Source organism: Carboxylicivirga caseinilyticus (assembly GCF_050589785.1).
In the GTDB taxonomy this organism is placed as follows: domain Bacteria; phylum Bacteroidota; class Bacteroidia; order Bacteroidales; family Marinilabiliaceae; genus Carboxylicivirga; species Carboxylicivirga caseinilyticus.
Genome location: NZ_JBNGOX010000045.1, coordinates 1 through 15,181 on the forward strand (window position 1 = coordinate 1; position 15,181 = coordinate 15,181).

Sequence of the window (15,181 nt, forward strand, 5' to 3'; positions counted from 1 at the left end):
GAATCAATATATTATTATGAAAAACAAAGAGGCTAATCGGTAAAGATTAACCTCATATATTTTCCTTTTTAAGTATTACTTCTGAAATCGCCTAAGTAAACTTTTGATATTATCATACGAAGTAGATCCCCATCCGCCAATACATGTTTCCACTCTTGTGATTGAAGTTCTTCCTGTAACGAGATCCTTAACGTCCTGTGCATAATTTGGTTGTACCTGATCAAAAACATAATCTCCATTGGAACATATCAACTCTCCATCAGTCGTTAGGTTACCATTGGGTACCACTTGAATATTAAAAAGAATAACCGTTTCAAAACCGGAATCCTTTAATATCTTTACTGTTGATGGGCGTTCTCTGCGAAAATGGCCACCAACATATAACATTGATTGAGCATTCATATCTATGAACATCATCTGCACAATCAAGAATAGAGTGAAAAATTTGATGTAGTTATATTTTCTCATACAATTAAGCCTGGTAAATTATTTACTTTTCCCTTTAGCATTGGTATACAATCCGATCTCAGAAACTTGTAAAATGTCTGCCCCGTCACTGGAATTAAACTTAATAGAGTAATAACTGTAAGCTTTAGGTTTTGAGATTTTAAATGCAACCCCAACGTTATTGGCATCTGGCAGTTGCGGGTCTTTTACAGCATCTATTAAGGTCCATTTTAGCCCATCATTCGATCCAAACAATCCCCATTCTGAAGGATTACGTCCTGGTCGGGTTTCATTATCATTGGCAGTATAGATAACATACCACTTAAGTTTCACCCGTTCTTTCATCGTCCATGCGATTGATGCAGGAATGGTTTTGGTGCAATATTTTGTTGATGTTTGTCCATCGAACAATCGGGAGCAGGTTTCATCTTTACTTAAACTTGCGGTGCCTGTTACCGATTTATCGATAACCTTATCTGATAGAGACATTTTATTTAACACAACATTTATGTCTTCCTGAGTTCCATTTGCTGTAGCTTCAAAAGTGACATCAGGAAGATCAACCGTGATAAAATCAGCACGATAACTCGGAATTTTTTCGGTAACGAATTCTCCATTTTCAACGGTTAGTTTGTATGTGTCAGGATCAGCAAATAAAGCTGTAGTATTGCTCATCGCATTCATTGCCCCATTATATTTATCCAAATTATTATCCTTTGCATTTTCACTCGAATTACAGAATAAAACCAGTGGAGCCTTTAATGCATTATAAAGTGGTGTAACATTATTGTATCCATGGTGGGTGGTTTGAACACAGTCGCTTTTAAGCGTTTCATCAGAATACATAGCCAACATATTTGCCTGACCTATACCATCAGTGTCGCCCAATAACATTATCTTTTTGCCGTTAATAGTAACCCGTAAAATAGTTGAAGTCTCATTGAAGTTGCCAATGGTATTTTTACCAGATGCATCAACTCCATCTTCATGTGTAAATAATACATCGAATCCTATCCCCTGAAGATTATATTCCTGACCGGTATGTAACTTTACAAATTTGCAATGGGGGTAATATTTGTTGATGGTATTTTTCATCAGGAAGGTATTGCCATCATATCCACCCCTCATCACCTGGTAAGAAGGAATGTTATGTAATACACTTTCCAAATTAATTACATCATGGTATTTTTCCAAAAAGGGATAGGTCATGTAAACATGATCGCCATGTGCATGAGAATAAAACCAAGCTCGAATATTAATAGTTGAACCTGGTTTTTGCCCCGTTATATCATACATAAACTTAAGAAGGCCTTCTATGGCAGCCTTACTACTTTGCCGTTCGTGGCCCGAATCCACAATAAATAAACTGTTATCTTTCAGTTTAATAATAAGCATGGCGCCGCAATCAATCTTCCAATAATCATAGTAACTTGTTTGTCCTTCACCATGTGTGTAATCTAAACTATACAGATAGAACTCAGTATCACCCGATCCTTGTTCAGGAGAATCCAACTCATCTAATAGTGTTCTGGAAGAATTATCCTGAATAAGGTGAGCTTGCTTTTTACTTCCAACATAATACAGATAATATAACTGCTTACCTTTCTTTAATGTATAAAATACATTGTCATCAATTTTGTTTGTTGAAATCTGTTCGAGTCCGTTATTTATAAGAGATTGGATGTAATTTGAAAAGGTACCCAGACTGGTATTACTGATTACATACATTTTAGAATCCTCTGATGTCACAGCATCTTTATCATTAGCCATTCCTGGTCCTGCATTATAAACAGAACTCATTATACCGTCGGGATACTCAACAAGTTCAGGGAATACAATATTCTGACTATACGCAAAGCTGTTACCAAGTAATAGAAAGACCAGATATAAACCGAGTGTTCTTAATTGTATAATTCCTCTCATTAGAATAAAATTTGTTTATCAATCGTTTCCTAACAAATATAGGCGACTGTAATACTTTACAATCAATGAAAGAAATTTACTCCTTGTAAATAACACAATAGTACACCAATCTGTCACATAATAGCAATTCGATAACCCTAAAAACTATTGGCTTAATATTTAGGATGCGATCTTTATTTATTATTTGAAAATAAGATCGTATCCTTTTGAATCATCTGATACATATAACTATTTGATTGGTATAGCATTGTTGTAGTCTTCTTCTGTTATGGTGTAGGTAAATTTGTACCTGTCAAAATAATCCTTTTGCCCAAGTGTTTCTTCAAGGTAAGAATCAAGATCGAAAGGACTTCGGTCTTTTGTAATATCATTGGCATAATATTTCGCTATTCTAGTTTTGTTAAATATTATTATTACAGAATCTGCTATAGTTATTGGAAATATTTCTGAATCTCCCGTATCGCCACTTCTTTTTTCAATAGCTTTCTCACCGTTGGCTAGTTTAAGAGTAATATCATCTCCGTAATAAGTGTATGCTGTGAACGAAATACTATCGCCACTAATATTTACAATTACGGTTTCTGTTATTACTCCGGTCTCTCTAATACAAGCTACTGAAAGCAGCATTAATAAAATCACATAATATTTTTTCATTACCATTTCTCCACATAGCGCTTAAATAATTCTTCGATTTGTTGGTTACTCCTGTCGGATTATTTGTTCCTATATTCTATTAATTGCAAAAACTAATAATCGTAATACCTCATAAAGCACAGTTATCCGATATTTAGGATAAATAACCTTTATTTAATGACAGGAATAGTATTTTGTTTGATGAATATATTTTTACTATTGTAATTTAAACCTTTTCTTGAGTTAGATATAGAATTTGATTAAGAAGTACAACTCTTCCGAAGTATGATTTCCTTGCATTGAGGTACTATACCTCTCCTGTACAAACAAGCAATGCACCAACTTTTTAAGCTGATGCATTGTGATATTATTCTGGAAGAGACTTTACACAGTCTTTGAATACTGCCCTTTACCACTTTTTAATGCAGGATCGAAGGCCATGGCAATATTACGAATTACAAACCTTCCTTGTCCTTTCACAGTAAGTTCATCATTGGCAAGTTCGAGCAGTTCATCAATAATAAAAGGCTGAATTTTCTCCAATTGGAAATCAACGGCCTTGTAAACCACACTTACCGAAGTATCAAAATCAGAGGCAACCTGTTTAAAATCGACAAAATAGTTACACATTAATTCATTAATCACCTGTCGAACAATCTGCTCATTCTGATTAAGCTTATAACCTCTAACAACAGCTCTGCCATCCTTTTCAACTCGATCCATATAGGCTTTGATGGTTTTCTCGTTCTGGCTGTAGGCATTAAACAACTGACTGATACTGGATGTGCCAAACCCATAAACCTGACCGGTTGTTTCGCGGGTACAATACCCCTGGAAATTACGGTGAAGTTTTTTATCTCTCAAAGCAATGGCAAAATCATCATCAGGTTTTGCAAAATGGTCCATTCCAATTGGCACATAACCTGCATTAACAGCTGAGTTATAAGCATCCTCAAGCATGGTAATTTTTTCATCAGCGCCCGGCAAACCGTATTGTTCCAGCTCTTTCTGACGAGTCATAACGGATGGAACATGGGCATAGGAGAAAGTCACCAAACGATCGGGATCAGCTTCCAAAGCCATTTGAACTGTTTCATTAAAACTCTCACGGGTTTGAAAAGGAAGCCCGTAAACCAAATCCACATTAATACCTGAGAATCCGGCTTTTCGCAGGTAAGCAATCATTTCTTTAACCGGAACACGTGGAGCTTTTCTATTGATGGCTTTCAAAACCTCTGGCTTAAAATCCTGAACTCCCAGGCTGATACGATTAAAGCCCATATCGCGTAGTTCGTCCACCATCTTAAAATCAAGATAAGCAGGACTGCATTCCATTGCCATTTCATAACTATCGGCAAATGAAAAGTTCCTCTTGATGGCCTCAGTAACTTTCCTTATAAGCTTGGCAGAAATGGCATTGGGAGTTCCTCCTCCCCAATGGACCTGTGTCAGTTTTCTTTCAGTTGAAATATCTTGCGAAACCAGATCGATTTCTTTAATCAAGGCATCAATATAACTCTCGATGGTTTTGGCTCCCATACCAGTGTAGGTGGTACATCCACAAAATGTACATAGCTGGGGGCAAAACGGAATATGAATGTAAACCGAAACATTTTCAGGATTCTCCTTATTGGATACAATCACGCTTTCTTTATAATCCGCGTTTCCGTACTCGGTATGAAAGAATGTAGCCGGCGGATAACTGGTGTATCGTGGCCCTGCTACATTGTATTTATCCAGAAGATTCCTGTCAAATTTCAACATCGTTTTAATGGTTAATTATCAATTATTAATGGTTAATTGTAAATGGTTAAGACAAGTACTCATTAATAATTAACCATTCACCATTAACAATTATCATCTGTTCCAGTTTGCTGATTTTACCCAATCAATTACAAATTGTACATTCTCAACGGGTAAATCAGGTAAAATACCATGACCCAGGTTGAAAATCCATTTTTGATTTTCGCGTCCGAATGGCAGATAGGTTTTATTTAGTTCTTTTTCGATCTCTTCCTGACTTGCATAAAGAAGTCGTGGATCAAGATTACCTTGTAAACCAACCTCTGGATCAACAATTGAACGGGCATGTTTTAATGACATACGCCAGTCGATACCCACAAAGTCAGATACCTCTTTGGTTACGGCACTAATTCCATTACCTAGATCCTTTGGAAAATAGATGGTTGGAATGCCTTTATCTCTAACTGCTTTTAAGATCTTTTTTGATGCCGGAAGAATCATTTCCAGATATAACTCTTCAGGTAATAAACCACCGTAGGTCTCAAATAACTGAAAAGCTTCTACTCCATGCTCAACTTGTTTAACAGCATACTCGATGGAAACTTCTGTCAGAGCATCTATAATCTTCTGACTGGTTTTTCTGTCCTTGTATAGAAACTCAGTGGCATTCTTAAAAGTAATGTCGCGCACATTATCGCGAAACATAAAGCAGAAAGTAGTGAGTAAGCCACCACAAAAACCTATCAACGGCTTGTTCTCAGGACGTGTCTCAATAATCTTATCAATAGCCGCATAAACATGATCCAATTTTGTCATGTCCTTGTTAAGCTGTTTTACCGGATCATCGTATGAATGCAACGGAGCACCAAATACAGGTCCTGCATCCGTAAATTTTAATGACATTCCCAAAGCCTCAGGAACCACCAGAATATCAGAAAACAAAATGGCGGCATCCACACCCAAATCATAGATGGGCATAAGTGTTACCTTTGCTGCCAGTTCAGGATTTTCCATTAACTCCGAAAAAGAATAATTCTCTTTCAGGGCTCTGTAATTAGGCAATACCCTTCCTGCCTGACGCATAAACCATACCGGCGGTCGCTGAGTATCTTTACCTTGTATTGTATCTAGAAATATATTTGCCATTCTTTTAGTATCAAGATTAAAGTATCAAGTATCAAGATTATCAACCAAATTATATCAAATAGTGTTTATCTGGTCTTGCATCTTTTGTCTTACGTCTTGATACTATTTTAATGCTTCCAATGCTTTTCGGTTTCCTTTAATCAGTTTCTCCAAATCCTTTTCAGTGTGTGCCATCGAAATAAACAAACACTCGAATTGAGAAGGTGCAATGTATAAACCGTTCTCCAACATTCCTTTGAAATAATCAGCATACTTTTTTGTATCTGAAGTCATAGCCTCTTCAAAAGAACTTACTTGTTCCGCATCTGTAAAATAAGCTGTCATCATGGAACCAACCCGGTTCAAAACAACATGTAAACCCAAATCCTTTGCGTTTAGTTTAAAACCTTCCTCAACAAACTGAGCCTTTTTCTCCAAATCACTGTATGCATCTGGTGTTTCATCCAGCTTTCGTAAAGCTGTTAAACCAGCTGCCATGGCCAAAGGATTTCCGGATAAGGTACCTGCCTGATAAACCGGTCCGATAGGTGCCAGCATATCCATTATTTCAGCACTTCCTCCATAAGCACCCACAGGTAATCCTCCACCAATAATCTTACCCAATGTTGTGATGTCAGGCATTACATTGTAATACTCCTGAGCTCCACCTTTTGCCAGACGGAAACCCGTAATAACCTCATCAAAAATCAATAAAGCACCGTTATCATTTGTAATCTGACGTAATCCTTCCAGGAATCCTTTAACAGGTGGAACAACTCCCATATTTCCGGCCACAGGCTCAACAATTACGGCTGCTATTTCATCTTTATGCTGATCAAACAATGCCTGAACCGATTCCAGATTATTATAATCTGCTGTTAAAGTATCTTTGGCTGTACTTTTGGTAACACCCGGACTATCAGGCAAACCTAAAGTGATAGCACCTGAACCCGCTTTAATCAAAAAGCTGTCGCCATGACCGTGATAACAACCTGCAAATTTGATGATTAATTCACGTTTGGTATAACCCCGAGCTAAACGAATCGCACTCATCGTAGCTTCAGTACCTGAATTAACCATACGAACCTTTTCGATTGAAGGCACCATCTTTACAATTTGCTTCGCCATTTCTGTCTCAATGAGCGTTGGCGCACCATAACTGGTTCCCAAAGATGCAGCATCGGCAACTGCCTTAACAACATCTTCGTGTGCATGACCTAAAATCAAAGGCCCCCAAGAGGCAACAAAGTCGATATATTCATTTTCATCAATATCCCAAACAGTTGTTCCTTTGGCTTTTTTAATAAATAATGGATCAATTCCCACACTTTTAAAAGCCCGAACAGGTGAATTAACTCCACCAGGAATTACTTTTTGAGCTTCCTGAAAGGCTTGTTTGCTATTTTTATTCATTTCTAAGTATCAAGATTTAAGAAACAAGTATCAAGATGACAACTTGTAATTTGTTGAAATAATGTTAGCAGCAGATGGATAAAAACTAAAGGCTTGTTTATTTTTTAGTATTTAATATATCTGCTGCATCCAATGCATGATAAGTAATAATGATATCAGCACCGGCACGTTTGATTGAAAGCAAAACCTCCATCATCACACGATTTTCATCAATCCAGTCTTTACTTCCGGCAGCTTTTACCATACTAAATTCACCACTTACATTATACGCTGCTGTTGGCATTTCAAATTCATTCTTAACACGATAGATGATATCCAGATAACTTAATGCCGGCTTAACCATTACAATATCTGCACCCTCGTTAATATCTTCGGCAACTTCGCGCATTGCTTCATCGCTGTTGGCCGGATTCATTTGATAGGTACTTCTGTCGCCAAATTGAGGTGCACTTTCAGCTGCCTCGCGGAATGGACCGTAGAAGCCTGATGCATATTTGGCAGCATACGACATGATTGGTGTTTTTTCAAAGCCTGCTTCATCCAGAGCTGTTCTTATTTTACCAATCCTTCCGTCCATCATATCACTTGGGGCAATGATGTCAGCTCCGGCCTGCGCCAGTGATACCGATTGATCAGCCAAGGTTTGCAATGTAGAGTCGTTATCTACATCTCCATCTATAATGGTACCGCAGTGACCATGAGTTGTATATTCGCAGTTACAAACATCTGCAATGATTAGAATATCATCAATTTCGGCTTTGATAGCACGGATAGCTTTTTGAACAATACCATCAGCCTGGCATGCTACATGACCATGCTCATCTTTATGCTCCGGAATACCAAACAACAGAATGCTTTTCACCCCTTTTGAAACAGCCCTTTTACATTCTTCAACCAAAACATCCACCGACATTTGATAGTTTCCCGGCATGGAACTGATTGGATTCTTAACACCTTCGCCAGGACAAACAAACAACGGGTAAACTAAATCCTCAACTCTTAAATGAGTTTCGGTTACCATATGTCGTAATATCTTATTGTATCTTAATCGTCTTAATCGGGTTTCCGGAAAAGCCATATTGTTTTTGTTTTATTTTATTGATAATCGGGTTTTAATTGTAATTTCATTTCCTGCCACAAACCTTCGTAGGTTGATAACCGGGCAATTACTACAGGATTGACATCCCTCTTTTTCATACTTTTGGTGGTTGTAGGACCGATGGAAGCAAAACCAACTTCATCATGAATTAGGTCACCATAGATATCCATAAAACCATCAAAACAAGAAGGACTGGTACAAACAACAAGCATTGGCCGTTTTGCCTTCAATAAAGCTTCTGTTTTTTCGTTACGCGAATCAGCGTTAGTAGTCCTGTATATATTATATCGTTTGTAATCACATAAATCCTGAAGTCCATCCTCCAAAGTATTTTCAGCCAATTCTCCCAACAAACTAACCCACTTTTCATTTTTAGAAAAATGCACTTCGCGCAGTTCCTCAACCAGATCTGAAGCAGTACGACCATTGGATACCCACCAGGCTTTAAGGCCCGATTTCTCAAGGATCTGAGCTGTTTTTTTACCGATACAGATAAAATTCTTATCTAAGATATCGGCTGGTTTCACCTGATTAAGAAAATACTCTACACCCCGTTTGCTTGTGAAAATAATTCGTCGACTTTGAAAGATTACATTCAGTTCATCTTTACAAAGTTCAATTTGTTCGGTGTTGATCATAGGATCGCGGATAACATCAATGCCCTCCCCTAGTAATCCGTTATACAATAAATCATCTTCCCCGATTGGATGAGTTAAGATTACGGCTGTTTCGCGCGAATAAGGATCCATAAAAGCTGATTTAATTATTTCTGACTTGGATTAAAATATCATTGCCCCCTAAAGTAATGATTTTTTGCCCTAATTTACGACCAATTTTTTCTGCGTCAACAGTTTTTCCACTTTCTGTTGCTCTAATTTCTTTGGATCCGTCGGGTAAAGCAACCATCCCGGTCAGCACTAATTCATCACCGTTAATTGTTGCATAAGCACCAATGGGTATTTGACAACCTCCTTCAAGCTCATTCAGAAAGCTTCTTTCAGCTGTTATTTTATTATATGATTGCTCGCAGTGTAATGCATTCACCAGTTCTTCCATTTTCGAATCGTTATCACGAATCTCAATGGCAATAGCACCTTGTCCGCAGGCAGGTATCAGATTTTCCGGTTCAAAAAGTTCAGTAATTTCAGCATCATAACCCAAGCGAATCAATCCTGCACCGGCCATCACCATGGCATCACAATAACCATCTTTCATCTTCTTTAGTCGTGTATCAACATTTCCTCTGATGTCAACAACTTCAACCTTTGGATTAATACGTTTAACCTGAGCTATTCTTCTAAGACTCGAGGTTGCAACCTTGTGCGTTTCATCCATCTCTTCCAGACTCAAACCATCTTTGCTCACCCAGGCATCTTTGAATTCGGCCCTTTCCAGGATAGCACCCAATTTAGCACCTTCAGGAAAAACGGTTGGCAGATCTTTCAAACTATGCACACACATATCAACTTCCCGAGCAAAAAGTGCATGTTCGAGCTCTTTCGTAAATAAACCTTTATCACCAATTTTTGATAATGCTACATCCAGAATTTTATCTCCTTTGGTTGAGATGATAATAATCTCAAAAGATTGGGTAGGATAAGCAGCTTCTAATTTTGTCTTTACCAGATTAGCCTGATATAACGCCAGTTTACTGCCCCGTGTGCCTATTCTAATTGTTGCGGTTGTCATATAAGAGATTTAAAAACGGATGGGCGTAGACCCATCCGTTAACTTATTTAAGAGCTGAAATTAAAAAATTCTTCGATTAGTTTCACCTTTTCAGGATCACGACCTTCATTGGTTACTTCTTTTATTTGCTTAATGATCATTCGGGTAAACTTAGCACTCAGATGATCGCCATATTCTGTAATTTTTTGCGAGCTTTCTTTGTCTTTGGCCTTCTTGTAGTTTTTGGCTTCGACAGCATGTATATTTCTAAAAGTTGAAGTTATAGAACTGATAGCAGCACTCATCATACGCATATTCAGCCAACTTTCAAATTCTTCCAGTACTTCTTCAATTATAGCTTCGGCTTCTTCCAGTTTACCTTTACGTTTCTCAAAATTAGCTTTTACCACTTCTTCCATTTGATCAAGATCGAAAAGCGTTATCCCTTCAATTTGAGCAACGGTTGGTTCAACATTACGGGGATTACATAAATCCATAACCATCAGAGGTTGACCATCTCGTTTTTTCATCACCTCTTCGGCAATATCCTTTGTTAATAAGGCTCTTGGTGATCCTGTAGTGAAGGTTACAATATCAACATACTGAAGTTCATCGATAAAGTTTTCAAACAATACGGCTTTTCCGTTTACTCTATCAGCCAGCTGAATTGCTTTGTCAAACGTACGGTTGGAAACATGGTTATTGATACATCCTTTTTTTGACAAGTTGATAGCAACAATAGTACCTGTTTCACCAGCCCCAACAGTTAGTGCTTTAATTTTTGAATGACATCCCAGTTTCTTACCCATCAACTCAACAGCTGCTGAACTTACCGAGACAGCTCCCTTATTGATAGAGGTTCGGGTACGAACTTCTTTGCCTGCTTCAAAAGCTTTATGTACCATTCGTGTCAATTCAGGACCCACCATAGCAGTGTTGTCCACCCACGAGAAAGCTTCTTTTAATTGCGAAACAATTTGGTATTCTCCAAGTATTAATGAGTCTAACCCGGTAGTAACTCTGAATAAATGACGTGCAGCATCCAACCCAATATGAGTATACAAATATTGTTTGATGCTTTCTGATTTTTTGAAGTAAGCGACGTAAGCTTTAATTACTTTTTCGGTGTATGATTGGCTATTATCTACTTGTGAACTTTCTGCTTCGAAATATAGTTCGGTACGATTGCATGTACTCAAAGCCATGATACCGTTAACGTCACATTCACGATTCAGATATTCATATAAACCAGCTATTTCATCTTTGGAAATAACCAGTTGTTCTCGTATTTCAAGTTTAGCTGTTTGGTGACTAATTCCTATTAAACCAACCATATAACCTTTAAATTTTGGCGTTGTTCACAAACTAACTGTTAGCTACTAATCAAAAGTAATTTTGAAATCTGTAGTAATTCTGTAAATACAGATAAAGATTGCGAAAATTGATGTTGAACAAACTAACAAATAGTTTAAAGCATTTGTTTACGTTTGATTTCACGGATAATTCTGACCAGGGTTTCCGGATCATCAGTCCCGATCCAGATCTTCAGACTTTTGCCTTTCACAGTTAATTCAAGGGCTTTACTTCCGGCCACATTGTAGATGATTTTTCCGGGTCTGAAACGAATTCCCCAACCCAATGGAATATACTCAACAGCAGCACAATCAAGAATATCTTTTATTGCAAACTTGCCATTGATAAGTCCAATACCCATCGAGAATTTTATCCAGTTATTATCAATGGTTATGGTTAAACGATAAGTGAGAAGCAGAACAATAATACAAACGAGAGCTGAAAAAATTAAACTATTCTGGTCAACCGTGAATCCCAGAATTGTCATAATGGTTAGAAGAATAAAAATGACCGCCCATCCTATTTGTACCGACTTGAACATAGTATGCTAATATCATATAAAAATGCCACGATGGCAAGTTTATAGATATGAACAAATAAAGCAACGGTAGTTTAGGAAGACAAATCGCTTGAAGCCCTGATGATATTTACATAAGCATCAACACTCAGAATCTCGGCATCGGCAATTACCTTGCTTTGACTGTAAAAACCTTCTCTTTCCTTTAGTTTCTCATCGATGAAGTTATACAACTCATCACCCGATTTATCGGCAACCAACGGACGAACATTTTTTCCTGAGCTCAACCGAGAAATAATAGTTTCAACGCTTAATTTCAGATAAATAGTCAGCCCATTTTTATTCATCACTTCCATATTATCAAAGAAGCAAGGTGTACCTCCTCCCGTTGCAATAATTACATTTTCGAGGTGCATCACATCATGCAGACATTCTTTTTCTGCAATACGAAAAGCATCTTCGCCATAGTCGGCAAAATATTGTTTTATTGTGGTTTGAAATTTCTCTTCAAATACATCGTCCAGATCAAGAAAATTCCAGCTCATCTCATGTTTCAAGCGCCTGCCGAGAGTAGATTTACCACTCCCCATAAAACCAACTAAAAAAACGCGCTTAATTTCCATGGCTAAAACAACGACATTTGATCCTTATCATTTTCAATATCTTCATCGCGACTCACATCCTCCGGTTCTTCTTCCTTTGGTTCTTCCTTGATGAGTGGTTCTAACTCCTGAATTTTTGAGATCTGATAAGTTGTGAGTCGTTTACCTTTAGCTTTAAAGCTTTTGACTCCGATAAACTCAGACACTTCCACAATCAGTTTTTCGCGCAGTTTATCATCTCCTCCAAACTTAACCTCCAATCGAGGGTAGTCAACATGCGTCATGTTCACCAATCTCGATTTGGCATTTTCACCAATAAACGATTGTGGTTTAACCGACACATCCAGCTGGAATCGCTTCACATAGTAGAAATCCTGATCGGCATCGAAATAAACAGCAGACCAAACGGTGTTGGAATTAAATTTCTCGATGATCAGAATATTATCTTCGTAGTGATTACTTAAATCATAGGTAGTATGGAAGAACTTACCATCTTTTGTAATTACCAGAATCTGTTCACCTGCATGAAATTCACCCAAAAACTTACCTCTTCCATCAGCATTCAGGCGTAAAGTTTCATGTTCGAACCAGATTTTACGTCCTCCCAGTGTTGATTCACCTTTTTTCTTAAGTACAACCTTCTGCACCTCGTATTTGGTAACAATATTACCCATTGCTCCACGGCCCTTAATTGCCAGCTCGCCCATGTCAAGGTCAAAGATCAAATTTCGGATACGTGCTTTAGGTCTCAGAACCACTTTCAGAATCTCGGATTCTCCATTAGGGTTGGCACTAAAATACATGATTGAAGAACCCGGCTTACCTTGGGTGATATCATACTCTTTATCACGGGTAATACCCGTTACGGCAAATCGTTTCATATAAACCAACCCGTTTTTACCATCGCGGTAAACGGTATTGTATATCGTACGCTTGTCGTTCTTTTTGAACACTGCAATATGGATAATATCCTTACCTACAAAAGCCTTATCGGATACTTTGGTAATCATGTATTTACCATCCTTGTAAAAGATGATAACATCGTCAATATCAGAACAATCACAAACAAATTCATCTTTCTTCAACGAAGTTCCAATGAATCCATCTTCACGATTAATGTAAAGCTTTTCATTCTTCACAACCACTTTGGATGCCACAATATTTTCAAAGCTGCGAATCTCTGTTTTACGTGTAAAATCTTTACCAAACTGTTTTTTGATACGCTTGTAATAATCAATGGCGTAGGTAATAAGATTGGCCAGATTATAATCGATCTGTTCCATTTCTTCTTCCAACGAAGCGATGTATTCATCCGCTTTCTTGGCATCAAACTTTGAAATACGCTTGATCTTAATCTCAGTAAGTTTGGTGATATCATCGCGTGTTACCTCTCTTCGTAATGAAGGTTTAAAAGGCTCCAAACCATGATCGATCGTTTGTATGATCGCTTCCCATGTCTCACAATCCTCAATGCGCTGATAAATCTTATTCTCGATGAAGATGCGCTCCAAAGAAGACATGTGCCATGCATCTTCCAGTTCACCTCTTCTGATTTCCAATTCTCTTTTAAGAAGATACTTGGTATTATCGGTATTCTCTCTTAAAATTTGAGAAACACCAATAAAATGAGGCTTGTTATCTTTGATAATACATGCATTTGGCGATATGGAAACCTCGCAATCGGTAAATGCATATAAGGCATCGATGGTTTTATCTGGTGATGATCCCGGTGGCAGATAAATCAGGATCTCTACATTCTCAGCTGTGTTATCATCAATCTTCTTGATTTTAATCTTACCTTTTTCATTGGCTTTTAAAATCGATTCAATCAAACTGGTGGTATTCTTTCCATAAGGAATATCAGAGATCATCAGTGTTTTACTATCCACCTTAGAAATCTTTGCCCTTACTTTAACAGCTCCACCACGCAATCCATCATTATATCTTGATGCATCCATCATACCTCCTGTCGGGAAGTCGGGATACAATTCAAACGGTTTTTCTTCAAGGTGATTGATAGAAGCATCAATCAATTCGTTGAAGTTATGTGGCAATAATTTTGAAGCCAGACCAACAGCAATTCCTTCAACACCCTGAGCCAACAGCAATGGGAATTTAACCGGCAAAGTTACAGGTTCGTTATTACGACCGTCGTATGACAATTTCCATTCGGTTGTTTTTGGATTAAACACAACTTCCTGGGCAAATTTGGTTAAACGAGCCTCAATGTAACGAGGGGCAGCAGCACTATCGCCTGTATAAACATTACCCCAGTTACCCTGACAATCGATCAATAAATCTTTCTGACCAAGCTGTACCAAAGCATCACCAATTGAAGCATCACCGTGCGGGTGAAACTGCATGGTAAATCCAATAATATTGGCAACCTTGTTGTAACGCCCGTCATCCATACGACGCATGGCATGTAAGATTCGTCGTTGAACAGGTTTTAAACCGTCATTGATATGCGGAACAGCACGTTCAAGAATTACATAGGATGCGTAATCCAGGAACCACTCGCGGTACATACCGGGAAGATGACTTAATTTGGACTCGTTCCATACCTGATTACTTTCCGCTTTGTTTTCATCCGGTTGATTATCTTCCGGATTTACATCTTCAGGTAGGTCGGTGTTATTTATATCGTCGTGACTCATG

General features: G+C 37.9%; 13 protein-coding genes. All 13 read right to left on the reverse strand.

Going from position 1 to position 15,181, the window contains the following annotated elements; all coding sequences use genetic code 11:
- Nucleotides 1–75: 75 nt before the first annotated feature.
- The 13 genes from ACRD62_RS18505 to ACRD62_RS18565 all read right to left on the reverse strand — a co-directional run bounded on the left by ACRD62_RS18505 (nt 76) and on the right by ACRD62_RS18565 (nt 15,180).
- Nucleotides 76–468: a hypothetical protein gene (locus tag ACRD62_RS18505; protein WP_430821595.1), complete on the reverse strand. Its 393-nt coding sequence runs from the start codon at nt 466–468 to the stop codon at nt 76–78.
- 18 nt (nt 469–486) lie between these two features.
- Entirely contained in the window at nt 487–2,370 is a 1,884-nt protein-coding gene (locus ACRD62_RS18510; protein ID WP_430821596.1) for a ComEC/Rec2 family competence protein, read from the reverse strand.
- Nucleotides 2,371–2,598: 228 nt separating this feature from the next.
- Nucleotides 2,599–2,997 (reverse strand): hypothetical protein, encoded by a 399-nt coding sequence (locus ACRD62_RS18515; RefSeq protein ID WP_430821597.1) that lies wholly within the window; start codon nt 2,995–2,997, stop codon nt 2,599–2,601.
- Between the two features lie 390 nt (nt 2,998–3,387).
- Nucleotides 3,388–4,767: an oxygen-independent coproporphyrinogen III oxidase gene (hemN, locus tag ACRD62_RS18520; protein WP_430821598.1), complete on the reverse strand. Its 1,380-nt coding sequence runs from the start codon at nt 4,765–4,767 to the stop codon at nt 3,388–3,390.
- A 93-nt stretch (nt 4,768–4,860) separates the two neighbouring features.
- Complete coding sequence (gene hemE / locus ACRD62_RS18525) at nt 4,861–5,892, reverse strand: uroporphyrinogen decarboxylase (RefSeq protein WP_430821599.1); 1,032 nt, start codon at nt 5,890–5,892, stop codon at nt 4,861–4,863.
- Between the two features lie 102 nt (nt 5,893–5,994).
- Nucleotides 5,995–7,284, reverse strand: coding sequence for a glutamate-1-semialdehyde 2,1-aminomutase (hemL, locus tag ACRD62_RS18530; RefSeq protein ID WP_430821600.1), 1,290 nt, complete (start codon nt 7,282–7,284; stop codon nt 5,995–5,997).
- A 97-nt stretch (nt 7,285–7,381) separates the two neighbouring features.
- Nucleotides 7,382–8,362: a porphobilinogen synthase gene (hemB, locus tag ACRD62_RS18535; RefSeq protein ID WP_430821601.1), complete on the reverse strand. Its 981-nt coding sequence runs from the start codon at nt 8,360–8,362 to the stop codon at nt 7,382–7,384.
- A 17-nt stretch (nt 8,363–8,379) separates the two neighbouring features.
- Nucleotides 8,380–9,132 (reverse strand): uroporphyrinogen-III synthase, encoded by a 753-nt coding sequence (locus ACRD62_RS18540; RefSeq protein ID WP_430821602.1) that lies wholly within the window; start codon nt 9,130–9,132, stop codon nt 8,380–8,382.
- Nucleotides 9,133–9,142: 10 nt separating this feature from the next.
- On the reverse strand, nt 9,143–10,072 hold the full coding sequence (gene hemC, locus ACRD62_RS18545; RefSeq protein ID WP_430821603.1) for a hydroxymethylbilane synthase: 930 nt from the start codon (nt 10,070–10,072) through the stop codon (nt 9,143–9,145).
- Nucleotides 10,073–10,119: 47 nt separating this feature from the next.
- The gene (gene hemA, locus ACRD62_RS18550; RefSeq protein WP_430821604.1) at nt 10,120–11,385 is read right to left on the reverse strand and encodes a glutamyl-tRNA reductase; all 1,266 of its coding nucleotides are present in this window, start codon (nt 11,383–11,385) and stop codon (nt 10,120–10,122) included.
- Nucleotides 11,386–11,519: 134 nt separating this feature from the next.
- A complete protein-coding gene (locus tag ACRD62_RS18555; protein WP_430821605.1) occupies nt 11,520–11,945 on the reverse strand; it encodes a hypothetical protein in 426 nt (141 codons plus the stop codon).
- Nucleotides 11,946–12,016: 71 nt separating this feature from the next.
- On the reverse strand, nt 12,017–12,544 hold the full coding sequence (locus ACRD62_RS18560; protein WP_430821606.1) for a shikimate kinase: 528 nt from the start codon (nt 12,542–12,544) through the stop codon (nt 12,017–12,019).
- A 2-nt stretch (nt 12,545–12,546) separates the two neighbouring features.
- Nucleotides 12,547–15,180, reverse strand: a complete 2,634-nt coding sequence (locus tag ACRD62_RS18565; RefSeq protein WP_430821607.1) for a DNA gyrase/topoisomerase IV subunit A — start codon at nt 15,178–15,180, stop codon at nt 12,547–12,549.
- Nucleotide 15,181: the final 1 nt, after the last annotated feature.